We start from the raw sequence: 25,270 nt of genomic DNA, 5'->3' as shown, positions 1-25,270 counted from the left end.
ACGCGTGCGCCCAATCGGCTGCCAGTCCTGTAAAACCTATAAGAATTGCTAGCTGTCTGCGCTCGCCTTGCAGGATAGGGTTGATGCCATGAGCGTCGTCCGCAAAGGTGCAGTGCAATGGGCTATGAACACAGGCCGGATGAGCTGAAAACAATCAAAGTCGACGGATGGTCAATGTTCGACTACAACTTTGCTCTGCCCTTTTACGTAGAGGGGGCGGCGGCGTACTTTCCGGTCCTGCTGAATTTTCTGTCACAGCATCGGGGCGTCTGATGAATCTGGGTCGTTATCGTTTCATTCTCCAGCGTCCGTTGCAGCTGCTGCCGGTGCTGTTCGGCATCAGCCTGGTCACCTTCATTCTGGTGCGTTCGATCCCCGGCGATCCGGCGCGCATCCTGCTGGGTTCGCGTTCCACACCGCAGGCCCTGGCCAACATCCGTGCCCAGTATGGTCTGGATGAGCCTCTGTGGACACAGTACGTGTATTTCATGAAAAACCTGGTGCAGGGCGATATGGGCAAATCGCTGCTGTACAAGATAGACGTACTCAAGCTGATCAGCACACGGATCGAGCCCACCGTATTTCTGGTGTTGGGCAGCGTTCTGCTGGCGCTGCTGATCGCCGTGCCCCTGGCCACGCTCGCGGCGCGCAACAAAGGCAGTTGGAGCGACAACCTGATCCGCGTCTTTACCACCACAGGGCTGGGCATGCCGGCGTTCTGGCTGGGCATCATGCTGATCCTGATGTTCAGTGTGCAGCTTGGCTGGTTTCCGGTGTCGGGTTACGGCAGCGACTGGCTGGACAAGGTTCATCACCTGGTGCTGCCTTGTCTGACCATTGCGCTGGCCCTGTCTGCGGTGCTGATTCGCAACCTGCGCGCGAGCATGCTCGTGGAGCTGCAAGCCGATCATGTGACGGCGGCCCGGGCGCGTGGCCTCAGTGAAGGTGCGCTGTTTCGGCGCCACGTGTTGCCCAATTCGCTGGTGCCTTCGATCAACCTGCTGGCAGTAAACATCGGCTGGCTGATCAGCGGCACCGTGGTGATCGAAAGTCTGTTTGCGATTCCCGGCATCGGTCAGTTGCTGGTGCGCGGCATCTTCAGTCGCGATTACATGGTCGTGCAGGGGGTGGCCATGGTGCTGGCCTGTGCCACGGTGATCGTGAACTTCCTGGCCGATGTGGCCACGGTGGCCATTGACCCGCGGGTGAATATCAAATGACCGTGGCCCATGCCCATCTTCGTCCGCACTGGCGTTCCCGGTTTCGTCTGCGTTTGCGCAATGGCCGGCTGGCGATGCTGCTGGGCGGCTCTTTATTGGGCGGGTGGCTGATACTGGCGCTGTTTGCGCCATGGCTTGCACCTTACGATCCGATCTACCAGAACACCGAGCTGCGCATGCTCGCGCCGCACCTCGCGCATCCGTTCGGCACCGACAATTTCGGTCGCGACATTCTGTCCAGAGTGATCTGGGCGGCACGCGTCGACCTGCAGATCTGCGTGATCGGGGTGATCTTCCCGTTCATGATCGGGACCTTCGTCGGCGCCTTGTCGGGCTACATCGGCGGACGCTTCGACAACCTGTGCATGCGCGTGATCGACATCGTGCTGGCGTTCCCGTTTCTGGTGCTGATGCTGGCGATCATCGCGATTCTCGGGCCAGGCCTGGGCAGCTTCTACATTGCCATGGCACTGGTGGGCTGGGTGTCTTATGCGCGGCTGATCCGCTCACAGATTCTGGTGCTCAAGGAGAGCGATTTCGCCCTGGCAGCCAAGAGCCTGGGTTTTGGTCACTTGCGTATCCTGTTCCGCCATCTGCTGCCCAACGCGATGTTCGGCTCGATTGTGTTTTCCATGTCTGACGCGGTTCTGGTGTTGCTCAGCGGCGCATCGGTCAGCTACCTGGGCCTGGGTGTGCAACCACCGATGGCGGAGTGGGGGACGATGGTCGCCGAAGGGCAGGCGTTCCTCACCTCTGCGTGGTGGATCTGCACCTTTCCGGGCCTGGCCATCGTGACGTTGGCTATGGGCTTCAGCCTGTTGGCGGACGGCGTCGCCGAAGCCCTGGGAGAACGGCAATGAGTACGCCCGTGCTGCAGGTCAGCGAGATGAGCGTGGTGGCGAGCCATCGTGGCCGCGATGTGACGCTGGTCGACCGGTTGTCGTTCGACCTGCACCAGGGCGAGATTCTCGGGCTGGTCGGTGAAAGCGGCTCTGGCAAGACCATGGCCTGCCGGGCGCTGATGCAATTGATGCCGTCGCCGGATCTGCACGTGCGTGGCGGCTCGGTACGGCTCAATGATGTCGACCTGTTGAAGCTGGATGCCGCTGGAATGCGGGCCATGCGCGGGCGGCGGATCGGCATGATTTTCCAGAACCCCAGTAGCCACCTGGACCCGCTGATGCGTATCGGCGAGCAGATCGCCGAAGGTGTTCGTCTGCATCAGGGCGCGTCGAAGCGTGAAGCCCGGGCGCAGGCCATCGATCTTTTGCGCCAGGTTGGCATTCCCGATCCAGCGTCGCGTGTGGATAACTTTCCCCATGAGTTTTCCGGTGGAATGCGCCAGCGCGCGATGATTGCCGTGGCGCTGGGCTGTGGGCCGCAGGTCCTGATCGCCGACGAGCCGACCACCGCACTGGATGTGACGGTGCAGGCGCAAATCCTGCGCCTGTTGCTGGACCTGCGCGATCGTCACGGGCTGTGTTTGATCATGATCACCCACGACCTCGGCGTGGTGGCACAAACTTGCGACTCCATCGCGGTGATGTATGCCGGTCGCCTGTGTGAGCACGGCAGCAAGCGCGACGTGCTCGCCCGCGCACGCCATCCTTATACCCACGGCCTGATCGAATGCCAGCCCGCCAGCAGCGCGGGCAGCGAACTGCTACGGACCATTCCCGGTCAGCCGCCTTTGCTCGATGCACTGCCAGGCGGATGTCGTTTTCATGCCCGCTGCGGTCACGCAGGGGCAGACTGTCCTGACAGGCTACCGCTGATGCGGCCGATGGGCGTTGCCCATGCTGCGGCCTGTCACTACCCGTTGGTGCAATCCCGGGAGGCCGTCTCATGAGCGGCACCACACTGCTGAACGTCAATGACCTGGTGGTGCGCTTCCCGGCCCCCGGCTCGGGTTTCATGGGCCTCAACAAGCGTTGGGTGCATGCCGTCAACGGCGTATCGCTGAGCATTTGTGCGGGTGAAACGCTGGGGCTGGTCGGCGAGTCCGGCAGCGGCAAGAGCACGCTGGGGCGGGCCATTCTGCGCCTGAATGACATTACCTCCGGGCAGATCGTCTTCGATGACGTCGACATGGCCCAGGGCAGCGGTATCAATCTGCAACGCCTGCGCAGCGAAACCGCGATGGTCTTTCAGGACCCGTCCTCTTCGCTCAACCCGCGAATGACCATCGGTGCGACGCTGGCCGAGGTGCTTGCCGTGCAGCGCAAGGTCGCCACTTCCGACATTCCGGCGCGGGTCATCGAGCTGCTCGACATGGTCGGTCTGCGGCCCGAATTTGCCGAACGCAAGCCGGGTGTCTTGAGTGGCGGACAATGTCAGCGTGTCGGTATCGCCCGCGCGCTGGCCATCGAGCCACGGCTGATCATTGCCGACGAATGCGTGGCGGCGCTGGACGTTTCGATTCAGGGGCAGATCATCAACCTGCTGCTGGAGCTGCGCCAGCGCATGAATCTGGCGATTCTGTTCATTGCCCATGACCTGGCCATCGTGCGTCGCCTGTGTGATCGGGTGGCGGTCATGTACCTGGGCAGAATCGTTGAAGAAGGCCCGGTCGAGGATGTCTTTGTTTCGCCGCGCCACCCCTATACCGCGGCGCTGATTCAGGCGATTCCGGAAATCGATCCGGATCGTCCTTTGTCCGGCGAGCCGTTGCAGGGTGAGCCGCCAAGCCCCCTGAATTTACCCGACGGCTGCGCGTTTCATCCGCGTTGCCGGTTTGCCAGGCCGACCTGTTCCAGCGTCGCGCCACCGACCCGGCATGTCGGCCAGCAGCGCTACGACTGTGTGCTGGAAGCCCCGATTTTTTGATCCTGACCTGTAACGACATCTGTTCCGACATCGACAAGGAGTTCTGTGTATGAAAGCTCGACCAATGAAAATGCTGACCGTCGCCATGCTGGCGGCCTGTTCCCTGGCGGCGGGTGTGGCCGAAGCTGCGGGCGTGCTGACCATCGGCCGTCGTGAGGACGGCACCACGTTCGACCCGATCAAAAGTGCGCAGAACATCGACAACTGGGTGTTTTCCAACGTCTACGACGTGCTGATCCGCGTAGATGACAAAGGCACCAAGCTGGTACCAGGGCTGGCAGAAAGCTGGTCGATCTCGCCTGACGGGCTGACCTACACGCTCAAGATGCGTCCGGCCAAATTCTCCGACGGCTCGGACCTGACGGCCAGTGACGCGGTGTTCAGCCTGCTGCGAATTCGCGACGACAAGGGTTCGCTATGGAGCGATTCCTACAAGATTATCGACAAGGCCGTCGCGACAGATCCGCATACGCTGGTGATCACGCTGAAGAATCCTTCGGCCTCGTTCCTCTCGCAACTGGCCCTGCCCAACGTGTCGATTCTCTCCGAGAAAGCCATGAAGAGCATGGGCGAAGAGGCGTATGCCGAGCAGCCTGTCAGCTCCGGCGCATTTACCGTGAAGGAATGGCGGCGCGGTGACCGGGTGATTCTGGCGAAGAACCCCAACTTCTGGGAAGCGCCGAGCGTGAGCCTGGACGGTGTCGAGTGGATCTCGGTGCCGGACGACAACACCCGCACGCTCATGGTCCAGAAGGGCGAGCTCGATGCTGCGATATGGATACCGTTCTCACGCATCGCAAATCTGCAGAAGGACCCCGATCTGGTGGTCCATCTCGACCCCTCCACCCGTGAAGATCACTTGCTGATCAACCATGAACACGGCGCATTGGCCAAGCCGGAAGTGCGTCAGGCGCTGGACATGGCCATCGACAAGAAATCGCTGGTCGAGGCCGCCACCTTCGGGCTGGGCACCGTGGCCAATTCCTACATTCCCAAAGGCGCGCTCTACCACTACGCCGACAACCTGCAACGCCCTTATGACCCGGTCAAGGCCAAGCAGATGCTGGCGGACGCCGGTGCATCGGACCTGAAACTCAATTACGTGGTCAACGCGGGCAACGAGGTCGACGAGCAAATCGCGGTCATGCTGCAACAGCAACTGGCCAAGGTCGGCGTGACCACAACGCTGCAGAAAGTCGACCCGAGCCAGAGCTGGGACATGCTGATTGCCGGTGACTACGACATCTCCGTGATGTACTGGACCAACGACATCCTCGACCCGGACCAGAAGACCACCTTCGTGCTCGGCCACGACACCAACAATAACTACATGACCCGTTACAAGAACGACAAGGTCAAGGAGCTGGTCGCTGCCGCACGGGTCGAGATGGACCCGAAAAAGCGTGAGCAGATGTACATCGACCTGCAGAAAATGGCCAAGGCGGACGTCAACTGGATTGACCTCTACTACAGTCCCTACATCAGTGTGTCGCGCAAGAACATCGAGCACTTCGGTCAGAACCCGCTGGGCCGCTTTACGCTCGAAGAAACGGTCAAGAAGTGACATGAGCAGGGTACCTGCCTGATCGGCAGGCACTCTTCTGCGGCGTTTCGCGGCCTGCTTTCGGTCGGGAAACGTTAATTTGTATCCTCAGGTTTACCAGGCCTTTGACAGGTTCTGCGGGTGGTAAAATTGCGGCCTTTTTGCGCTGTACCCCCGCGGAGCTGTCATGCACAAACCCACCCCCCGTACCGAATCCCCGAACGCGTTGGCGTTCATCACGCGTTTCTTCGCTGCTGAATCCGCTGGCGGGCTGGTGTTGATGGCGGCTGCGCTGGCGGCCCTGATCGTTGCCAACTCACCGCTGGCCGACAGCTACTTCGCCGCGCTGCACGCAGTGTTCGCCGGGTTGTCGGTTTCGCACTGGATCAACGACGGTCTGATGGCGATCTTCTTCATGCTCGTCGGCCTGGAGATCAAGCGCGAGGTGCTCGCCGGTCAGCTCGCCTCCTGGAGCCAGAGGGCCCTGCCAGGCTTTGCGGCGCTGGGCGGCATGCTGGTTCCGGCGCTGATCTATGTAGCCTTCAACTGGGGGCGGCCAGACACCATCGGCGGCTGGGCCATTCCGGCAGCGACCGACATCGCATTCGCCCTGGGCGTGCTGTCACTGCTGGGCAAGCGCGTGCCGCTGTCACTGAAGATCTTCCTGTCGGCACTGGCGATTCTCGATGATCTCGGCGCGGTACTGATCATCGCGTTGTTCTACACCAGCGATCTCTCCATTCCCATGCTGCTCGCAGCGCTGGGCTCCATCGCCGTGCTCGTCGCGCTGAATCGTCTGGGTGTTAAAAAACTGCTGCCTTACCTGGTTGTAGGCGCGCTGCTGTGGTTTTTCATGCTCCAGTCCGGTATCCACGCCACCCTCGCGGGCGTCGCGCTAGCGCTGTGCATCCCGTTGGGCAAACCCGATGAAGAGGCTCGCTCGCCGCTGCTGCATCTGGAAGAAAAGCTGCACCCGTGGGTGGCGTTTGCCGTCGTACCGATCTTCGGTTTTGCCAACGCTGGCGTGTCACTGTCGGGCATTACCGCCGACAAGCTCGTGGACCCGGTTCCGCTCGGCGTTGCGCTAGGGCTGCTGGTCGGCAAGCAGGTCGGCATATTCGCCATGGCCGCGCTGGCGATTCGCGCTGGCCTGGCGCGCTTGCCGGACGGCAGCAACTGGGGCCAGTTGTATGGCGTCGCAGCCTTGTGTGGTATCGGCTTCACCATGAGCCTGTTCATTGGCGCACTGGCCTTCCCGGGCGCGCCGGAACTGGTCGACGAGGTCAAGGTGGGCGTGCTGATCGGGTCGGTGTTGTCGGCTGTGCTGGGTGTGGTGGTATTGCGCAGGTTTGCGCCGCAGGCGTGAAACTGCAGTAGTCCTTGGCACGATAGTTACAAGACTATCGTTACTCACGCTCCAGTGGAATGCCGTTCTGGACGCTCTGCGTCCGCATCCGGGTAGCGAAGTCGGTGGCAGGGGCGCAAACCGATCAGCAGGCCGTGAAGTTGATGCTGGAACGAGTGACCATTATCTGATTGCAATCTGGCATTACAGAAACCGGGCGGCAGGACGATAAAGACGGGACGTGCCAGGGACTCGGCCAACTTCTCCTACTTTGAGAGCCCACAGCATGCTTCACCTGTTCAGCCCCCGTCGTGACAAAAAGGCCCTTCAGCAACTGATCTCCTCGCTCAAGGGCGGCACTGAGCCCGCGGTAGGGGGATGTGCGGAAAAGACTGCGGTACTTGAATGCTGGAGCTCGCTGAGCACCCAGCGTCGCCTCGACGAGCAACGTATTGCCGCGCTTGAGCAAGAACTGGAAACCGCCCGCCATCTGCTGGGCGAAGCCTCTGCCTCGGCTGCCGCTTATGAAACACGCTTTGATCTGGTCAACCGCGCGTCAAGTGAGGGCCTCTGGGACATGGAGGTGGTCGCGGGCGATCCGGTCAACCCGAACAATCGATTCTGGTGGTCGCAGCAATTTCGCACATTGCTCGGCTTCAACGACGAGCGCGATTTCCCCAACGTACTGGCGAGCTGGGCAGACCGGCTTCATCCTCAGGATAAACAAGCCTCGCTGGACGCATTTGCCAAACACCTGAATGACCGTTCCGGCAACACGCCGTATCGGATCAAGAATCGTCTGGCGATGAAGAACGGCACTTATCGCTGGTTTTATGCCCAGGGCGAAACGTTAAGAGACGCACGCGGAACGCCGCTGCGGGTCGCCGGTTCTCTGCGGGATATTCACGACGAGCTTGAGCGTGATCTTGAACACGATGTGATCATTACCCGCTTCGAACTGGCTCGGGAGATGCTCTCCGACGGTCTTTGGGACATGGAGGTCATTGCTGGCGACCCGGTCAATGCGCGCAATCCGTTCTGGTGGTCCCCCCAGTTCAGGCGCCTGCTGGGTTTTGAAACGGTCGAAGAGTTTCCCGACGTGCTGGATAGCTGGGCGTCACGGCTGCACCCTGAAGACAAGGAGCGCAGTCTGACGGCGTTCGGTGCGCATTTGAATGACCGGACTGGCAAGACTCCGTTCGATATCGAGTACCGCCTGAAGATGAAAACCGGCGAGTACCGCTGGTTCCGTGCGCGTGGTCAGACCCGGCGCAATCCCGAAGGTGTTCCACTCAGGGTGGTGGGGGCGTTGGTGGATGTGCATTTGAAACATGAGCAGGACGCTCTTCGCGACACCGAAGCACAGCATCAGAAAAACCTGGAAGAGAACATCGCTCAACTGACCCAGATAGTTGGCACTATCCAGAGCATTGCCAGCCAGACCAACCTTCTGGCGCTCAATGCGGCAATCGAAGCTGCACGCGCCGGTGAAGCAGGGCGGGGCTTTGCGGTTGTGGCGGATGAAGTCCGCAAGCTGGCGACCAGAACCACCGAAGCGACGGAGCAGGCGGCAAGCATGATGAGCCGCTGATAAAATCAGCCTTCGCTTTTTGATAGCCGCAAAAAAACGCCTCCGCAAGGGAGGCGTTTTTCAACTCAGCACATCAGACACATCAAGCCAGGTCGAAGCGGTCCAGGTTCATCACCTTGGTCCAGGCTGCCACGAAGTCTTTGACGAACTTCTCGTGTGCATCGGAGCTGCCATACACCTCGGCAATCGCACGCAGTTGAGCATGCGAGCCGAAGACCAGATCGACACGGGTGCCGGTCCATTTCACTGCGCCAGTCTTGCGGTCACGGGCCTCGAAGGTATCAGTGCCACCCGCGGTCGCTTTCCACTCCACGCCCATGTCCAGCAGGTTCTTGAAGAAGTCGTTGGTCAGGGTGCCTGGCTGATCAGTGAAGACGCCATGCTTGCTCTGTCCGACGTTGATGTTCAAGACCCGCAGGCCGCCCAGCAGTACAGTCATTTCCGGTGCAGTCAGGGTCAACAGTTGCGCCTTGTCGACCAGCAACGATTCTGCCGAGACCTTGTAATGCCCCTTCTGATAGTTGCGGAAACCATCGGCGATCGGCTCGAGGAAGCTGAACGACTCAACATCGGTCTGCTCCTGAGACGCATCGGCGCGGCCCGGTGCGAACGGAACCGTGACGTGCTGACCTGCATGTTTCGCAGCCTGCTCGACACCTGCGTTACCCGCCAGGACGATCAGATCGGCGATTGAAACCTTCTTGCCGTTCGACTGAGCTGCGTTGAACTCGCTCTGAATGCCCTCGAGGGTGTTCAGCACGCCCGCCAGATGCGCAGGCTGATTGACCGCCCAATCCTTCTGCGGAGCCAGACGCAGGCGGCCGCCATTGGCACCACCGCGCTTGTCCGAGCCACGGAAGGTAGAAGCTGCCGCCCAGGCCGTCGATACCAGCTGCGAGACCGAAAGGCCCGAAGCAAGAATCTTGGCCTTGAGTGCGGCCACATCCTGATCATCCACCAACGCATGATCAACGTTTGGAATCGGGTCTTGCCACAGCAGCTCTTCGGCCGGTGTTTCCGGGCCGAGGTAGCGGGCCAGCGGGCCCATGTCACGGTGAGTCAGCTTGAACCAGGCACGGGCGAACGCGTCGGCCAGTTGCTCAGGGTTGTTCAGGAAGCGGCGGGAGATCTGTTCGTAAGCCGGATCGAAGCGCAGCGCCAGGTCAGAGGTCAGCATGCTCGGTGCATGACGCTTGGATGGATCGTGGGCATCCGGAATCTTGCCAGCGCCAGCGCCGTTCTTCGGCGTCCACTGATGCGCACCTGCCGGGCTCTTGGTCAGTTCCCATTCGAAGCCAAAGAGGTTTTCGAGGTACTCGTTGCTCCATTTGGTCGGCGTCGAAGTCCAGGTCACTTCCAGGCCGCTGGTGATGGTGTCGCCACCCTTGCCGCTGCCGAATTTGTTTCTCCAGCCAAAACCCTGCTCTTCAAGGCCGGCTGCTTCAGGCTCTGGACCAACGTTGTCGGCAGGGCCGGCACCGTGGGTCTTGCCGAACGCGTGACCACCGGCGATCAGCGCCACGGTCTCTTCGTCATTCATCGCCATACGACCGAAGGTTTCGCGGATATCCCTTGCCGAAGCAACCGGGTCCGGCACACCTTCAGGGCCTTCAGGGTTCACGTAGATCAAGCCCATCTGCACGGCGGCAAGCGGGTTTTCCAGATTGCGTTCGCCACTGGCGGTACGGCTTTCTTCGTTGGCGTGATTTTCCGGCTCGGCCACCAGCGTGCCGTCGCCCGGTTGCTGCATTTTCTTCTGCGCGCCGTAGCGTTCTTCACCACCCAGCCAGGTGGTCTCGGAACCCCAGTACACGTCTTCTTCCGGTTCCCAGACATCCGCGCGCCCCCCGGAGAAACCGAAGGTCTTGAAGCCCATGGATTCGAGCGCGACGTTACCGGTCAGCACGATCAGGTCAGCCCAGGAGATCTTGCGGCCGTACTTCTGCTTGATCGGCCAGATCAGGCGGCGCGCCTTGTCCAGGCTGACGTTGTCAGGCCAACTGTTGAGCGGCGCAAAACGTTGCTGACCAGCACCTGCACCGCCACGACCATCGCCTGTGCGGTAGGTACCGGCGCTGTGCCAGGCCATACGAATGAACAGTGGGCCGTAGTGGCCGAAGTCTGCCGGCCACCAGTCCTGAGACTGAGTCATGACGTTGCGCAGGTCCTGTTTGACCGCTTCGATGTCAAGGCTCTTGAATTCCTTGGCATAGTCGAAACTCTCGCCCATCGGGTCAGAGAGCGAGGAATGCTGATGCAGGATCTTCAGATTCAGCTGCTTGGGCCACCAGTCACGGTTGGTGGTGCCGCCGCCGGCAGCGTGGTTGAAGGGGCATTTCGATTCAGTTGACATGCTTGATACACCTTTTTGTCATTTGCATCCGGCCATCCAGTCCACTCGTGGGACCTCAGACAGTGATGACGGAACTCAACAGCACTGGGTTCATGCCGGCTGCTCGGTCAACGATCAGGCCAGCTCTACAGATACGCAGCACAGCGATCATCAGATTGCTGCGAGCCGAGCCCACAGCGTGCGTCGCAAACTTGAGCTCATTGTTATCTCCTTATCAGGGTGAAACCGCACGACTCTCGCCGATGCTTATGCAGATTAGCCTTCTTCACGAAGATTTCTAATAGAAAGAACATTACGGGGCGATAGGCAGACTCTGGCAGCGCTGTCATCAAGGCATCAAGCGGCTCTGCTAACCTGTGCAGCCCATGAGACGGCAGGCCGCTTAGCCCATGATCACGATTCGCAGCATGACCCTGGACGATTACGACGCGGTCATCGAACTGATGCGCACCACACCGGGCATTTCCCTGCGCGACGCCGATTCACGCGAAGCCACCGCACGCTACCTTGAACGCAACCCCGGCATGAGTTTCGTCGCCGAGGCGGACGGCGCCTTGTGCGGCTGCGTGATGTGCGGGCATGACGGACGCCGCGGTTATCTGCAGCATTTGATTGTGCTGCCCGAGTATCGCGGGCGCGGTATTGCCCATGAGTTGGTCGAACGCTGCCTCGAGTGTCTGGACGCGCTGGGTATTTACAAGTGTCATCTGGACGTCATGAAGAGCAATGAAGCGGCCGGGCGTTATTGGCACCGGCAGGGGTGGACGTTGCGGGAGGATATCGATCGGTATTCGAACGTGCGGCGGGGCGGCAATGTTTGAAGGGGCAGACGGGCGCTACGCGTGCGTAGGCGCATCAACTGATTGCGTCGCTTGATTCTGCTTCGTCGTACTTGCAGCGCTCGACGAAACTATCCTGCCCTCAAAGGAAATACATTTTCTGCCACTGCGCTTGGCGTGATACAGGTTCTCATCGGCCTCTTTCAACAGGTCGTTGACCGTTTCAACCCGCGATAAACTTGCAACGCCGCCACTGAATGAATAGGGCACTTGAGCCGTTTCATCTTTTTGCGCGAGCATCAATAACTCTTCCAGTGCGTGTACAGCGTCTCGGGCGTTCGCCGCCGATAAGATTACGCCAAACTCTTCGCCGCCCAGACGCCCGAAAGCGATCCGCCCCTTTGTGCCCTTGAGGAGTGTCGCAAAACCAACAAGGACGTGGTCACCCACGTCGTGACCATGGGTGTCGTTGATACTTTTAAAGTGATCCAGATCAAGCATGGCAAACCACAACGACGATTTCTCAGTGGACGTCAGTGCTGTATTCAGACTGGCAACCAGCGCACGGCGATTGGGGGCGTGCGTCAGGGTGTCGGTTTCGGACAGTTCCTGATAGCGGTCCCTGGCTGCCATGGTCTGCATGATCAGGCTCAGGAAGGTCGCATTCAGGCAGCCGCCCAGCAAGGTCGAGCTGATCAGGAGCACATAAAACAGAGGTGCATGATTGACGCCGACGGCCGTAAGGTCCATTTGCCACATGATCAACCAGATCAACGCCGCCGCGGCGACGTAATCAATAAACTTGACGAAGAATACGCTCATGCCCGTGATGAGCAGGGAGGTGACAACCAGGCCCCACATCGACGCTTCCACGCCCATGCGTTCGATCTGTTCCCTGAACAGAAAGGTCAGGGATGCCATGTAAATGATGCCGAACAGACGCCACGCCAGCATGCTCCTGCTATTGGACGTGACAATGATCGACAGCGTCGCCCCCGCCAGCGCGCAGCAGATGAATATATCCAGTGATCGATCAATGGACGGGTTCAGGCACCAGCTGATAACCCAACTGAAAAGACCGATCAATTGAGACAGCTTCAGGGGGACGAAAATAGAGTTTTTCAGGTTTCTTCGTTGCGGCATGTGCTGTTTTCCATACTTATGCCGGTCGAAGCGTTATCGACGGCACACGCCTTGGTCGAGAGGGGTGATGATATATGGCCACTATACTTTATTGTCAGATGAGCGGAATGGCCGCTGGTCTTACGGTGGCGGGGGGCAGGCTTGGGAGGATGAAGAGCAGGGCAGCGGCCGGACTGATCTACAGTTGCTTGCGCAGCCAGACGTAGCCCGATGGTCAGATGTAGACAGCATGGGCGCTTCCGCCCTGGTCCATGAATGCGGGCAATACGAAGATTGCCTCCACCTCCCTGCTCTTGAGATGGATCAGCCCTGTTGTCACTGTAATTCCATCGACGCGGGCCAGGTAAATAATCTTGTTCCACCCAGGATCTGTATTTATCCGGGGTTCACAGCGTTACGAAATGCTCAGCCAGTCCGATACGTTTTGCAACGCAAAGGGACAGGAGACGTTGAATAAAATCCCATGGAGACGTGAGGCGCTTGAAACCTTAAACGTAAAGTGAGTTATTTAGAAAACAGAACACTGGAATAAGCGCGACGTCATCAACTATATCGATCTATAAAACCTGCTCGCCTAAAGCATTCTCGCCTAAAAGACGAGCGCCCGCTTTTAACCGGTCATCATGAGTTTGATGGGTTCATGTTGCTAAAGATTAGTTCATGGCTACGCTCAATTATCATGAACAACACTTGAGCGCCAGGCTCCTCACTCCGAGAGGTGGCAATGTATTTCCGACTGTAATTGTGACAGTGCTTTCATAGCCCCAAACACAGCCATGTGTGCGAATTTAATTATAAGGATATTTCCATGGGTCTTAATAGATTGTCCAGAATAAAACGCTTGTCAGCGCGTGCGGGGCTGGATTCACTGGCTGCGCAGGCGTTGACCTCCGTCGCAGCCTTCCGTCAGAAGCTATCGACTCGCGAGTTATTATCCAGTGAGGTCGACGAACTGTACGAGGCTGCCCGAGAGGAGCGGGATGCGGCGCTCATTTACGAGAAATGCTTGCTGGCTCGATCCTCTCCATTGCTGAAAAACGCAGTGCGTTTAGGCATCAACCCTCCGGGCGCATCGTTACGTGATTATGAAGAGCAGTTTGGTAATCGCGCCAGCGTCTATACTTCACCAGGCTCTGTATCATCGATGTTCTCACCCGCGGCCTACTTGACGGCTCTCTACCGCAATGCTCGCGGCTTGTACCCGGAAGAGTCGCCTTATCACATTGATAAGCGCCGGCCCGACCTAAAGGGGTTATTACTCAGCCAGAGCAATATGAGCAAGGAGGTTTCTGCACTCTCGCTCTCCAACGAGGTGTTAATGACCTTGGCTGGCGAATCGCGGAAGCTGGAGGGAGGCGAAGAGGATCAGGATTCGATATTGGAATGGCTGTCTACGTATCGACTCAGTGGCTCGACACCGTATCACCACCCCCATGCACGTCTGCGTCAGAGTCGTATACAGAAGGACCCTAAGTTTAAACAGTTAGCGGCCAACCCTCGGGTAACGGGGTTGTTTTCCGGGGCTACTATGGCGGGAATGGCCTTTGATATGCCTCCTGAGTTGTACACTATTTTGACCGAGGAGGTCACTTCGGAAAACGCAGCAGAGCTATACGCTAAAAACTTTGGAGACTTACCTCAAGAGTACCTGCTGAATCCGCAGGGTTTGCGTCGTTATTACGGACTCAGTGACGAAGAGGTGACGCTGTTTACAACCATTGACTGGGAGGGTGAGCAAGACGGAGGCGGAGAAGGCGAATACGTCGATAATGTGCTCACGACTATGATTGATGGCGCGGTCTACCGTTTACAGTGCGGTCAGCATTATACATTAGACTTTGCTTGGTTGTTCCCTAAAGGATCGGGCGTCTATGAATTCAGATTCAGTTACAATAATGTTCATCCGGAATTTAGCGCGTTTCGGGTACGCTTAAATAACGGGGACACTCTATTTGATGATCCTGACTGGACCCCGCCGGATGTGGGAACCACGTGTGCCGTTCAGATAGCGTCGGGCGTTCCAGAGGGTAGCTTTACGCTTTATTTGGAAAGGTATCGCGAAGACGGCTTATTTATTCGTGCTCCTGTTGCGTACGAGGTAAGTATTAGTCGCTCGGCGGTAGCTTACTTGCTTAAGTTTAATAAGGCGATACGCCTGTGGCGTGCCACAGGGATGCATCCTAGAGCGTTGGAAACTATTGTCAATAGCGTTAATCCTAATAATATTACCGATGAGACATTGCAGCTTCTGTTTCAGGTTCAGCGCTGCGTACAGCGTTATGGCGTTGAGCCTGAAGAAGCGTTGGTGCTCTGCGGAGGATTGTTGTCTCAATCGGGTTATGACGACAATAAAAGCCTGTTCGATCAAGTATTTAATAGTCCGCCGCTCAATGGCGAGTCATTCGCGCCGTCGACGACCCAGATAAACCTGCTGCCGGATAACGCGGCCGACCACTCTTTTGAAAAAGCTGTTTTGAAACGCGCGTTTAACGTTGATGATGTGGGTCTTTTTACGTTACTAAGTATATTCGACAATAGCGTATCTACAGGTGCCTTTACCCTTAACCTGAAAAATCTTTCAGCGATGTACGCCTTGAGTCGTTGGGCCCGACTGCATGGGCTTAGTGTGGCGGAGCTAAGGCAACTACTAAAAGCTGCTGACTTGCCCAGGCTCACCTCCGAGCTAGAGAATACTCAGCTATGGTCAGGTTGGCTGCAAAAGGTCGACAGCCTGACGCAGTGGCTTAACGCCCGAAAACTGACCGTTGCCTCCGTTGAGCTGCTAACGCGCCCCACATTTATGCAGGTGGCCAGCACCGAAATTTCGGCGCTACTGGACGAAGTCAAGCGAGTGATAGACGCTAACGGTGACGCCGATACGTTGGCTAAACGTATCTCTCTTCTTGCACCCGTTTTGGTTTCGTCTTTAGCGCTACCGTCCGCCGCAGTGGCTGAGTCGGTTCTGGCCTGGGCCAATGGCCTCCAGCCCGCTGAGTGGACCGTGGATCAATTCTGGGACGGGGCGGCGACCAACGATGTGAAGGCCGTTGCCTTTTGCTACGGCCTGGCGCAATTGGCGCTGATTTATCACGCCACAGGTATCAACCCCCAAGCCTTTTCATTGTTTGTAGCCAGTCCTGCTCGGCTCTTGGGTCCTGTGCCAGAGACCGTGGTGTTGCCGCGTGCTTTGGCAACGGTACAAGCGCTGTGCAACTTTAGTGCCTGGCTAAAAAGCCTGGGTGATGGTGCGTCTACCTTACTGGCAGCCTTTGTGGCGGACACCCTCACCCCGGCCGATCTTGCCATTGCGCTGAATGACGATGCGGCAAGGTTCGAGCAGGCTACTGAGCAAGCATTTGCCCAGGCTCAAGCCGCTTCAGACACACAGCTGAGTGCGTGGTCGGAGATCGACGCTGTGTTGCAGTGGGCGGCATTGAGCGCCGCCTTTGGTGTGACACCCGTGAATATCGGGGAGCTTCTTGCGCTGGACTATGCAGCAGATAATCAGCCGGCATGGGACGACTGGGTGCGCGTTGCAGATGCGTTCTCAGCCGGACTATCGCAAAACGAGACGAAAGGCATGGAGGCGGCTTTGGCCTCCGGACTCAGCGCCGCCCTGTGCGGTTATTTGCTCAAGTCCGGGATGACTGCCCAGTTGGCAAATAGCTCCCGCGAAGGGCTTTATCAATATCTGTTTTTGGACAACCTTAACGGGCCGCAGGTCATGACCTCTCGAGTGGCTGAAGCCATTGTGAGCTTGCAGACATTTATACAACGGACCTTAAGTGCGCCCGAGTCACAAGGTTTCGTGGATAAGGCGACAGTGACGGGTCAATTCTTTACCGACTGGGAACGCTATAACCAGCGCTACAGCACCTGGGCAGGCGCGGCGAAGTTAGTCTACTACCCGGAGAACTACGTTGATCCCACGGTGCGTCTGGGCCAAAGCGGCATGATGAATACGATGCTGCAAACGTTGGGGCAGGCGCAACTCAATACCGATACGGTCGGGGACGCATTCAACACCTACCTCAACAGTTTTGAGGAGGTGGCCAATCTCAGGGTGATCAGTGGCTATCACGACAACCTGGATGTTCACGAGGGAAAGACCTACTTCATTGGTACTAACCAGAGCGAGGTGCGTGAATTCTACTGGCGCAGCGCGGACGAAGGCCGGCGCGGTGAAGACGGTCAGTTAGCGGCGAACGCCTGGACAGACTGGCGCAAGATAGAGTGTGCCGCACAGCCGTGGGGAGACTGTATCCGGCCAGTGATTTTCAAATCGCGCCTTTATCTTTGCTGGTTAGAGCGAAAAAACGTGACACCGCCTGATGCGCAAGGTATGCCGGGCACTACGAAAGTGTTTGATTACGCCATCAATATTTCCTACCTGCGTTACGACGGCAACTGGACGTCACCGAAAATCATTGATGTGACTGACAAAATAAAGTCATTTGCAGGGGCCGTTGAGTCAGGCACTGAGCCGGTCATTGAGCCGCCAGGTCTGTATTGCACTAGTTATGACACTGAAACAACTATGGCGGTGCTGCTCTATAAAAAAGGGGAGAGTTATACATCAGATGAGCCGGCTGAAAGTGACATGCATTTAGTCTATGTTTATGAAGACATGACGTCGGATCAGAGGGAAGACTCCGCTCCCACTTTTCTTGCATCCATGAAGTACGAGCTTGATACCGCTAAAGAAAATATTATAAATAATAAATATGCTCACGGGTTGAGTGTGTTGCGGGAAGTGCCTGCCACGGCATATATGCCAAATTATATTTTCTCATATTGGTCTGGAAGTTATACGGTCGACTCAAATGGGTCAGAACCTAATGCGCTACTTTCCATAGCTAAGCAGGTGAGAATTACAACGCGGGCTCCTGATGCGGTGAAAACGATATCTAAAATTGACAGCAGCTTTGCTGAATTATCTATCTTCAGGCAATTACATACTGACGACGACAAGGTATGGTTAGTCAGGTATCATAATAAAATAGTTTTGCTTTTTAGGTATTCCTTTTCGAGCATAAAGCCTATTTCTGTTACTGTGAATTATTATGGTATTGGTGCTCGGGTCCTAGAGGGTGGTAGCGTCTTTTTAGCTGAATATTATGTAGTGGTTTACGATGATCCGCTTCCTGATGCGATAATTATTCTGGGCGATCTTGGTTATTCTGTGAAGATGGATTTTTCATATTTTTCTTATGGTTTTTATGCTCAGCCTGAGTGGATGGTTAATGTTCTTTTCCCTCTTTTACCTGATCGCGTTAAACTCAATGTTTATGACGGCAAGAAAAATCAGACTTTTTTGGCCATGGATTATGTGGATCCTCTTCCTCCATTTAATAGTGGAGAAGATGGGATGGTTTACAATTTTAACGTTAGTAATGTTGAGGTTAGTAAAGACTGGGGTGTCCTTCCCTCTTATGATTTGGCTTTCAGTTTGACCGTCAGAGATGGTGATCATATGGATTGGCTTGTTACCCTGACTCGCAATGCTTCTGATGCAACAAACATCATCAAAATAAAAAACACCCATGAAAAAGCTCAATATATGGAGGTCGACGCCTATCGCACACGTCTCAATACACTGTTTGCCCGCCAGTTGGTGGAGCGGGCTGCTTCAGGTATTGACACTATTCTTAGCTACGAGACGCAAGAGATTCAGGAGCCTCAGCTGGGCGAGGGGTTTTTTGTGACGCTTAATTTGCCCGTCTATGACCAGGCGCAACACGGCGATGAGAAATGGGTAAGGATTTATTATCAATCATTTGCTGAGGTTGATGATAATTATCTCGCGTGGTCGGGGAATCTCAGTGATCAGGCTATAACGCCAGTGGAGCTGTTTGTTCCTTATCCTGGCGGCGGCTGGTTTTTAGAACAAGAGATTCACCTGCGGATACAGTATCAAGGTGCAGACTTCAATAACGCGAATAACCAAAGTGTTTGGATTGGTTACTTACCTGACAGTCGACCTGTCGATATCGTGAGACCCGGGCATGCGGGGGCTCTTGCTCCGTATATAGTCCACAGCGTTACGGGGCGTGATAATAGCACCGTACCGATGGACTTCTCAGGCGCCAACGCCCTGTACTTCTGGGAGCTGTTCTACTACACCCCAATGATGTCGGCGCAACGCTTCCTGCAAGAACAACAGTTCACGCTGGCTGATCAATGGCTACGTTATGTATGGAGCCCATCGGGTTATGTTGTGCGCGGTCAGCATGTCGACCGTAACTGGAACGTGCGCCCACTCCAAGAGGACACCCGTTGGAACGACGCCCCGCTCAAAGCCGTAGATCCTGATGCCGTGGCGCAAAATGACCCTATGCACTACAAGGTCGCTACCTTCATGCGGGCATTGGACTTGCTTATTGCTCGAGGCGACTCTGCCTATCGTAAGCTTGAGCGAGATACCCTCACCGAGGCGAAAGTCTGGTACAGCCAGGCTCTGAACCTGCTGGGTGAGCAGCCCTACATCCGCGCTAATGCGCAGTGGACTGAGCCATCGCTAGGCGATGCATCCTCTCAGGCGTTGGCTGAGCAACACGTGACCGTATTGAGCTTACTGCGCGAGGGGAGAGCCGAAACCCTTAAGGCTATGGCATCTACAAACACGGCCGCGGCGAGTGCAATGTTCCTGCCGGAAGTCAACGATGTCATGCAGGGCTACTGGTTAACGTTGCGCCAACGCATGTACAACTTACGGCATAACTTAACGCTGGACGGCCAACCGTTACTGTTGCCGCTGTTTGCCAAGCCGGCCGATCCAAAGGCTTTGCTCAACGCTGCCGTGGCCGCAGAAAATAGTGGCGGGTCAGAGCTCCCCGTCACCTCTCTCCCTCTTTGGCGGTTTGATCCGATGCTGGAAAGTGCTCGCGGGCTGGTATTTCAACTTATTCAGTTTGGTAATGCGGTGCAGGGTGTGCTCGAGCGCCAAGATGCAGAATCACTGAATGCCTTATTACAAAATCAGGGCACTGAGTTGATGGTCAGCAGTATCCGCGTACAAGAAGGCACGCTCAGAGAGCTCGAGGCTGAAAAAGCGGTCCTTTCTAAAGCCAAAGACAGTGCACAGAAGCGATTCGACAGTTATTTCCGCATGCATGATGAAAACATTAATGCTCGCGAACGTTTGTCCATGGAGATGCAAGTAGCTTCACAATCGGTTGCGGCTGGAGCAAAGGTTGCGCATATGACCGCAGCTGCTGCAGGCCTTGCGCCAAATATCTTCGGGCTCGCCAATGGCGGTATGAAGTATGAAGGTGTAGGCAATGCGGTCGGCATTGGTATTACGATGGCGTCCGATGTGTTGATGATAACGAGTTTACGCATCGCTCAGGAAGAGATGTACCGTCGCCGGCGTGAGGAGTGGGAGATCCAGCGCAACAATGCAGAAGGTGATATCCATCAGATTGAGGCCCAGCTGGCGGCTCTGGATGTACGCATAGAGTCCGCTGAACTGCAGAAAACTCACCTTGAGATGCAGCAAGGACAAGCACAGGCGCAGTTGGACTTTCTGCAGACCAAGTTTAGTAATAGCGCTCTATACAGCTGGCTGCGTGGTCGTTTGGCAACCATTTACTTCCAGTTTTACGACCTGGCTGTGTCTCGGTGCCTGATGGCCGAAAAAGCGTGGCACTGGGAGAGTGGTAAGAGCGATACCTACATTCGCAGTGGTGGATGGCAGGGTACCTGGGCCGGACTTACCTGTGGCGAGGGACTTATGCTCAATCTGGCGCAGTTGGAAACCGCACGGATGAAGTGGTCTAAACGTGCTCTTGAAGTCACACGCACTGTTTCGCTGGCTGATTTTTATCGCAGCACATTGGCAGAAACCGATCAGTTTGAGCTGTCAGCTGCGGTGTCGGCGTTGCTGAACGGTGAGACGCCTCCAGAGGGCAGCGCCGAGCGTGTCAGGCTGGACGAAAGCGGCGCGTTAACGGCTTCAATTACACTGGCGGATCTGAATATAGTTGATGACTACCCCAGCGGGCTGGGAGATCAACGCCGAATCAAGCAGGTCAGCGTATCACTGCCCGCCTTGTTAGGACCTTATCAGGATGTTCACGCGGTACTCAATTATACCGGTGTTGTGAACGAGTTACCGCCGGGCTGCGACAACATGGCAATCTCGCGAGGCGTGAATGACAGCGGTCAGTTTCAGCCCGACTTTAATGACCCGCGTTGGTTACCGTTTGAAGGTGCAGATATCACGGAGGGCAGCATGATAATCAGCTTCCCGCAGGCCGAAACGAAACAGAAGGCGCTGCTGGAAAGCCTGACCGATATCATTTTGCATATCAACTACACGATCCGCTCTCTATAGTCTTCCTGGCTGGACCCGCCTGCAAAGGGGGCGGGTCTTTTGGAGAGTCATGTGAGTGATCCGGTGTTAGTGGCATCGCTGCCCCCCCCCCCAGTGCTTCTTAGGTCATCATTCGCGGTGCTAGCCGCCTGGCCGTGCGTTTCCAAAAGCTCGCATCAGGTGCTTTGGAATACCATTTGGAGCGCGAATATCAATAGCACTCCAAAAGCGTCGAAACCTCTGTATTTTCTGAATCACAGACACAAAAAAGACGCCCTGGGGCGCCTTCATTTGCAATTTGGTGGAGCCGGGGGGATTTGAACCCCCGTCCGCCAGTACTCCGCTGTCGGTACTACATGCTTAGCCGTGTCTATTAAGTTAACCCTCAGCGACCCGACGGGCAGGGTGCTTTGGGCGAGTTGTGTAAGTTTTAGTCGCTTCGTCCACAACGTACTAGGCGACGATCCTGTTCTATATGACAATCATTTCGGGTTTACAGGCATCCCCTGATGATTGCTGGAGCCGAAGCTACCAGAAGGAAGGCTAGCACCGCTTACGCGGCGAGAGCGTATTCCCCGTAGGTTTCGTCATTGGCAACTATAGAAAGTTGCAACAGTGGATTTACGAGTTCTGTTACCAACTCGGCATGCACCTAAAGTTTCATCACCGGCGTCGAATCCAAATCGGCCCCGAGACTGCTTTCGCAATCGCTGGGGCGCAGTGTACGCCAATTGGCGTGGCACGTCGACCCGTCTGCTGCAATCGTTCAGGCCAGCCTGGGTGGCTGGCCTGCTCGGAGGTTTACTTGGTGCCTTCGCTGCCCGAGCCGGTATTTTTCAGGGAAGTGATGGTCTTGGTGGTGATCTCAACGCATTTTTTCTCGTCGTTCTGCGCTTGGGCCGCTTTGGCGTTCTTCACAGTGGTCTCGAGCATGGTCTTGTTTTCCGGACTCAAGTTGGTGCTGGACGAGGTGTTGGCGTTTTCGATGGTCTTGATGTTTGCGGCGCACAAATCATCGGCGGCAAAAACCGGCGAAGCCAACAGGGCGGCGCTGAGGAACAATCCAGTGAGGGCGGTACGCTTCATGTGTCTCTCCTTGTAACCTGTGGACTCGGTATGGCCGGTGTTTGAGGCCGTCGCCCGAGGGGTTTGAAAGCCCGTTTAATAGTTGGGCCTAAAGGATTGACTGTGGTGTAACGCAGGCGTTCTATTTTATTTTCGGAATACTGCGAAATAGCCACATTGCGCATTCAAGCACCAAAATGAGGCGATCTTCGCTTGGAGGTATCGAACGGGTTGAGGCTGGGAGTGGGGCGGGGTATGGGAGTAAAGGGGTCGATATGAAGTGCCAAATATCCGCGTCAGGACATTTGGCACACGCCAGCGCCAGAAGCTAGTCGTCCTTGCCCTTGGAGCGCACGGCACGCTGCAGCTCACGGTCCGAATCGCGTTCGCGTTCGGTGTGACGCTTGTCGTATTCCTTCTTGCCTTTACCCAGCGCAATTTCGCACTTGACCAGGTGCTCCTTCCAGTAAACGGAAAGGGCGACGCAGGCATAGCCTTTCTGCTGAACCGAGCTGGTGAGCTTTTCGAGCTCGCGCTTGTTCAGCAGCAGTTTGCGGGTGCGTGTCGGGTCAGCGATGACGTGTGTGCTGGCAGTCTTGAGAGGCGTGATGTGGCAACCCATCAGCCAGGCCTCGCCATCCTTGAGCAGCACATAACTGTCGACCAGCTGTACCTTGGTGGCACGCAGGCTTTTTACTTCCCAGCCAGACAGGACCAGACCGGCCTCGAACTTGTGTTCGATGAAGTAATCGTGACGCGCTTTCTTATTTTGCGCGATGGTCCCTGTAGGGTGTTTCTTGAGCTTAGCCATAGGGGGCGCATTATAGGCAGTTGCATCAATGTCGGCTACGGGAAAGCGCGTGCTTGAGCACAAAGGTTGAATCCCGGACAATGCGCGATCTTTTTTGGCTGGGCGTTTCGATAATGTCGACGGACAAGGTTTCGGTCCACGGTAGCTGGGCAAGTCGCTGGGTGTTCATCCTGGCTGCCACCGGCTCTGCTGTGGGGCTGGGCAGTATCTGGAAATTTCCGTACATGGTCGGTGCCTATGGCGGCGGTGCATTTGTACTGGTTTTTCTGGCGTGCATCGCGCTGATCGGTATTCCGGTGATGATCGCCGAGACGCTGATTGGCCGTCGTTCCCGGCTCAGTCCTGCGAATGCGCTCAAGACGCTGGCACAGGAAGCGGGGCATTCGCCGCGCTGGTCCTGGGGCGCGTTCGCCGGGATGATCACGGCGCTGCTGATTCTCTCCTTTTATAGTGTGGTGGGCGGCTGGTCGCTGGATTACATCATCGACATGGGGCGCGGCGACTTTCAGGGTGTGTCGCCGGATCAGGTCGGTGCGTATTTCGGTGCGGTGATTGCCGACCCATGGCGTCTGATTCTGTGGCACACCATTTTCATGCTGCTGTCGGCGGTGGTGATCGGCAAGGGGGTCGAGGCCGGGCTGGAGAAAAGCCTGCGCATCATGATGCCGATGCTGTTCCTGCTGATGCTCGCGCTGTTGGGCTATAGCCTGACTACCGGGCATTTCATGGAAGGCGTGCATTTCATGTTCGACTTCAATCCCGAAAAGGTGCTGGATGGCTTGCTGCCCGCGATGGGCCATGCGTTCTTTTCCCTGAGCGTTGGTGTCGGCTCGATCATGGTCTACGGCGCGTATATGACCAAAGGCGCGTCGATCAGCAGCACCGTCGTCGGCATCGCGTTGCTCGATACCTTCGTTTCGCTGTTGGCCGGCCTTGCGCTGTTCCCGATCGTGTTCGCCGCAGGCCTGAACCCCAGCGAGGGGCCGGGCCTGATGTTCGTCACGCTGCCTTATGCATTCGGCAACGTCGCGTTCGGCCAGTTGATGGGCATCGTGTTCTTCGTGTTGGTGGCCGTTGCAGCCTGGAGTTCGGCGATTTCGTTGCTTGAGCCGATGGTTGCCTACCTGGTCGAGCGCACCCGTATTCGCCGCGCCTGGGTGACGTTCTGGCTGGCCTTTACCTGCTGGTTTGTGGGCTTGGGCACGGTGTTCTCGTTCAATATCTGGCAAAAAGCCAAGTTTTTCGTGAACGATGGAGGCGCATTCCACCTCTATCAATGGGGCGCATCGACTGGCCTGGACTTCTTCGGAGTCATTGATTTCTTCACTTCGCGGATCATGTTGCCGCTGGGTGGGTTGTGTTTTGTAGTATTCGCTGGTTGGGTGATGGGCCGTGAGACGGTGCGCGACGAATTGTCGATTCGCAGTCCGCTGCTCTTCAACCTGACGTACTTTTTGATGCGCTACGTGGCGCCGCTCGGCATTCTTGTGGTGTTTGCCGCTCAGCTCTGGAAATGACGCTCACATGACTACGCATATACAACGCTCTGCTTTACTGCCGTACCCGGCCGGGTTCCTTTATGATCTGGTCAATGATGTGGCTCGTTATCCCGAGTTCTTGCCGTGGTGCTCGTCCGCTACCGTGGTTGAAGCCAGTGAGGCGCAGATGCGCGCCAGCCTGGAGATCGCCAAGGGTGGTCTGAGCCAGAAGTTCATGACGCGCAACACGCTGGTTCCCGGCGAGTCGATCGTGATGGACCTGGTCGAAGGGCCGTTCGAACAGTTTCACGGTGTCTGGACGTTCAAGCCGTTGGGCGAGAAAGCCTGCAAGATCAGTCTGGATCTGTCCTTCGATTATGCCGGCACTATCGTTCGCGCCACGCTGGGGCCGCTGTTCAATCAGGCAGCCAACACGCTGGTGGATGCGTTCTGCCAGCGAGCGAAAGAGCTGCATGGCTGACGCATCGATTCAGATAGAGGTGGTTTACGCTTCAGTGCAGCGCCAGGTATTGAAGACGGTCGATGTCCCGGCCGGCTCTTCGGTACGTCAGGCGCTGGCACTCAGCGGTATGGACAAGGAGTTTCCCGAGCTGGATCTGAGCCTGTGCGCCGTCGGTATCTTCGGCAAGGTGGTGGCTGATCCTGCTGCGCGGGTGCTGGAGGCGGGTGAGCGGATAGAGATTTATCGTCCGCTGGTGGCCGACCCGATGGAGATCAGGCGTCTGCGCGCGGCCAAGGCGCGTGAGAAAAGAACGCCTACAGGATGAATTCGGGCTGAACG

At 56.7% G+C, this 25,270-nt stretch carries 16 protein-coding genes, 1 other RNA gene and 2 pseudogenes; 14 read left to right on the top strand and 5 right to left on the bottom strand.

Features of this window, described 5'->3' with window-relative positions:
* The first annotated feature begins 117 nt into the window (after positions 1-117).
* The 9 genes and pseudogenes from GE543_RS27110 to GE543_RS27840 all read left to right on the top strand — a co-directional run.
* On the top strand, positions 118-273 hold the full coding sequence (locus GE543_RS27110) for a hypothetical protein (RefSeq protein WP_003368637.1): 156 nt from the start codon (positions 118-120) through the stop codon (positions 271-273).
* On the top strand, positions 273-1,220 hold the full coding sequence (locus GE543_RS11440) for an ABC transporter permease (protein WP_153221479.1): 948 nt from the start codon (positions 273-275) through the stop codon (positions 1,218-1,220). Before GE543_RS27110 ends, GE543_RS11440 begins: the two co-directional genes overlap by 1 nt.
* Positions 1,217-2,080 (top strand): ABC transporter permease, encoded by an 864-nt coding sequence (locus GE543_RS11435; RefSeq protein WP_153221478.1) that lies wholly within the window; start codon positions 1,217-1,219, stop codon positions 2,078-2,080. Before GE543_RS11440 ends, GE543_RS11435 begins: the two co-directional genes overlap by 4 nt.
* Entirely contained in the window at positions 2,077-3,069 is a 993-nt protein-coding gene (locus GE543_RS11430) for an ABC transporter ATP-binding protein (RefSeq protein WP_153221477.1), read from the top strand. The genes GE543_RS11435 and GE543_RS11430 overlap by 4 nt, the downstream gene beginning before the upstream one ends.
* Positions 3,066-4,046: an ABC transporter ATP-binding protein gene (locus GE543_RS11425; protein ID WP_153221476.1), complete on the top strand. Its 981-nt coding sequence runs from the start codon at positions 3,066-3,068 to the stop codon at positions 4,044-4,046. The genes GE543_RS11430 and GE543_RS11425 overlap by 4 nt, the downstream gene beginning before the upstream one ends.
* A 49-nt stretch (positions 4,047-4,095) precedes the next feature.
* Positions 4,096-5,610 carry an ABC transporter substrate-binding protein gene (locus GE543_RS11420; RefSeq protein ID WP_003418984.1) on the top strand — a complete coding sequence of 505 codons (1,515 nt, stop codon included), beginning with the start codon at positions 4,096-4,098 and terminating at the stop codon, positions 5,608-5,610.
* A 166-nt stretch (positions 5,611-5,776) separates the two neighbouring features.
* Positions 5,777-6,955, top strand: a complete 1,179-nt coding sequence (nhaA, locus tag GE543_RS11415) for a Na+/H+ antiporter NhaA (RefSeq protein ID WP_153221475.1) — start codon at positions 5,777-5,779, stop codon at positions 6,953-6,955.
* Between the two features lie 265 nt (positions 6,956-7,220).
* Positions 7,221-8,231, top strand: a pseudogene (locus tag GE543_RS27640) (PAS domain-containing protein); the annotation flags it as partial.
* Positions 8,232-8,519, top strand: a pseudogene (locus tag GE543_RS27840) (methyl-accepting chemotaxis protein); the annotation flags it as partial.
* Positions 8,520-8,607: 88 nt separating this feature from the next.
* Here GE543_RS27840 and katG read toward each other — a convergent pair.
* Positions 8,608-10,878 carry a catalase/peroxidase HPI gene (katG, locus tag GE543_RS11405; protein WP_153221474.1) on the bottom strand — a complete coding sequence of 757 codons (2,271 nt, stop codon included), beginning with the start codon at positions 10,876-10,878 and terminating at the stop codon, positions 8,608-8,610.
* 389 nt (positions 10,879-11,267) lie between these two features.
* Here katG and GE543_RS11400 point away from each other — a divergent pair, with 389 nt between their 5' ends.
* On the top strand, positions 11,268-11,699 hold the full coding sequence (locus GE543_RS11400; protein ID WP_046271122.1) for a GNAT family N-acetyltransferase: 432 nt from the start codon (positions 11,268-11,270) through the stop codon (positions 11,697-11,699).
* A 15-nt stretch (positions 11,700-11,714) separates the two neighbouring features.
* Here GE543_RS11400 and GE543_RS11395 read toward each other — a convergent pair whose 3' ends face one another.
* A complete protein-coding gene (locus tag GE543_RS11395) occupies positions 11,715-12,800 on the bottom strand; it encodes a GGDEF domain-containing protein (RefSeq protein ID WP_153221473.1) in 1,086 nt (361 codons plus the stop codon).
* Between the two features lie 808 nt (positions 12,801-13,608).
* Between GE543_RS11395 and GE543_RS11390 the strand changes: the two genes are divergently transcribed.
* Complete coding sequence (locus GE543_RS11390; protein ID WP_153221499.1) at positions 13,609-21,135, top strand: neuraminidase-like domain-containing protein; 7,527 nt, start codon at positions 13,609-13,611, stop codon at positions 21,133-21,135.
* Between the two features lie 278 nt (positions 21,136-21,413).
* On the opposite strand, the gene ssrA is transcribed toward GE543_RS11390, so the two are convergent.
* The 3 genes from ssrA to smpB form a co-directional block, all read right to left on the bottom strand.
* Positions 21,414-21,805: a transfer-messenger RNA gene (ssrA, locus tag GE543_RS11385) on the bottom strand.
* 110 nt (positions 21,806-21,915) lie between these two features.
* Positions 21,916-22,200 (bottom strand): hypothetical protein, encoded by a 285-nt coding sequence (locus GE543_RS11380; protein ID WP_003364180.1) that lies wholly within the window; start codon positions 22,198-22,200, stop codon positions 21,916-21,918.
* Positions 22,201-22,507: 307 nt separating this feature from the next.
* Positions 22,508-22,990, bottom strand: a complete 483-nt coding sequence (gene smpB / locus GE543_RS11375; RefSeq protein WP_003400147.1) for an SsrA-binding protein SmpB — start codon at positions 22,988-22,990, stop codon at positions 22,508-22,510.
* Between the two features lie 113 nt (positions 22,991-23,103).
* Between smpB and GE543_RS11370 the strand changes: the two genes are divergently transcribed.
* Genes GE543_RS11370 through GE543_RS11360 form a run of 3 tightly spaced genes read left to right on the top strand, consistent with a single transcriptional unit; the run spans position 23,104 to position 25,256 of the window.
* Complete coding sequence (locus GE543_RS11370) at positions 23,104-24,507, top strand: sodium-dependent transporter (protein ID WP_024648070.1); 1,404 nt, start codon at positions 23,104-23,106, stop codon at positions 24,505-24,507.
* Positions 24,508-24,514: 7 nt separating this feature from the next.
* On the top strand, positions 24,515-24,949 hold the full coding sequence (locus GE543_RS11365) for a type II toxin-antitoxin system RatA family toxin (RefSeq protein ID WP_003400153.1): 435 nt from the start codon (positions 24,515-24,517) through the stop codon (positions 24,947-24,949).
* Positions 24,942-25,256: an RnfH family protein gene (locus tag GE543_RS11360; protein ID WP_024959663.1), complete on the top strand. Its 315-nt coding sequence runs from the start codon at positions 24,942-24,944 to the stop codon at positions 25,254-25,256. The genes GE543_RS11365 and GE543_RS11360 overlap by 8 nt, the downstream gene beginning before the upstream one ends.
* The last annotated feature ends 14 nt before the right edge of the window (positions 25,257-25,270 follow it).

It is taken from the genome of Pseudomonas sp. SZ57 (assembly GCF_009495975.1).
Lineage (GTDB): Bacteria > Pseudomonadota > Gammaproteobacteria > Pseudomonadales > Pseudomonadaceae > Aquipseudomonas > Aquipseudomonas syringae.
The sequence above is the reverse complement of the archived record's forward strand: the minus strand, read 5'-3'. Positions and strand labels throughout refer to the sequence as shown.

Excerpts from the sequence above, each read along its gene's own strand:
- GE543_RS11380 (WP_003364180.1), bottom strand. The coding sequence starts at position 22,200 with ATGAAGCGTACCGCCCTCACTGGATTGTTCCTCAGCGCCGCCCTGTTG.
- GE543_RS11435 (WP_153221478.1), top strand. The coding sequence starts at position 1,217 with ATGACCGTGGCCCATGCCCATCTTCGTCCGCACTGGCGTTCCCGGTTT.
- nhaA (WP_153221475.1), top strand. The coding sequence starts at position 5,777 with ATGCACAAACCCACCCCCCGTACCGAATCCCCGAACGCGTTGGCGTTC.
- GE543_RS27110 (WP_003368637.1), top strand. The coding sequence starts at position 118 with ATGGGCTATGAACACAGGCCGGATGAGCTGAAAACAATCAAAGTCGAC.
- GE543_RS11400 (WP_046271122.1), top strand. The coding sequence starts at position 11,268 with ATGATCACGATTCGCAGCATGACCCTGGACGATTACGACGCGGTCATC.
- GE543_RS11440 (WP_153221479.1), top strand. The coding sequence starts at position 273 with ATGAATCTGGGTCGTTATCGTTTCATTCTCCAGCGTCCGTTGCAGCTG.
- GE543_RS11430 (WP_153221477.1), top strand. The coding sequence starts at position 2,077 with ATGAGTACGCCCGTGCTGCAGGTCAGCGAGATGAGCGTGGTGGCGAGC.
- GE543_RS11370 (WP_024648070.1), top strand. The coding sequence starts at position 23,104 with ATGTCGACGGACAAGGTTTCGGTCCACGGTAGCTGGGCAAGTCGCTGG.
- GE543_RS11390 (WP_153221499.1), top strand. The coding sequence starts at position 13,609 with ATGGGTCTTAATAGATTGTCCAGAATAAAACGCTTGTCAGCGCGTGCG.
- GE543_RS11360 (WP_024959663.1), top strand. The coding sequence starts at position 24,942 with ATGGCTGACGCATCGATTCAGATAGAGGTGGTTTACGCTTCAGTGCAG.
- katG (WP_153221474.1), bottom strand. The coding sequence starts at position 10,878 with ATGTCAACTGAATCGAAATGCCCCTTCAACCACGCTGCCGGCGGCGGC.
- GE543_RS11395 (WP_153221473.1), bottom strand. The coding sequence starts at position 12,800 with ATGCCGCAACGAAGAAACCTGAAAAACTCTATTTTCGTCCCCCTGAAG.
- GE543_RS11425 (WP_153221476.1), top strand. The coding sequence starts at position 3,066 with ATGAGCGGCACCACACTGCTGAACGTCAATGACCTGGTGGTGCGCTTC.
- smpB (WP_003400147.1), bottom strand. The coding sequence starts at position 22,990 with ATGGCTAAGCTCAAGAAACACCCTACAGGGACCATCGCGCAAAATAAG.
- GE543_RS11420 (WP_003418984.1), top strand. The coding sequence starts at position 4,096 with ATGAAAGCTCGACCAATGAAAATGCTGACCGTCGCCATGCTGGCGGCC.
- GE543_RS11365 (WP_003400153.1), top strand. The coding sequence starts at position 24,515 with ATGACTACGCATATACAACGCTCTGCTTTACTGCCGTACCCGGCCGGG.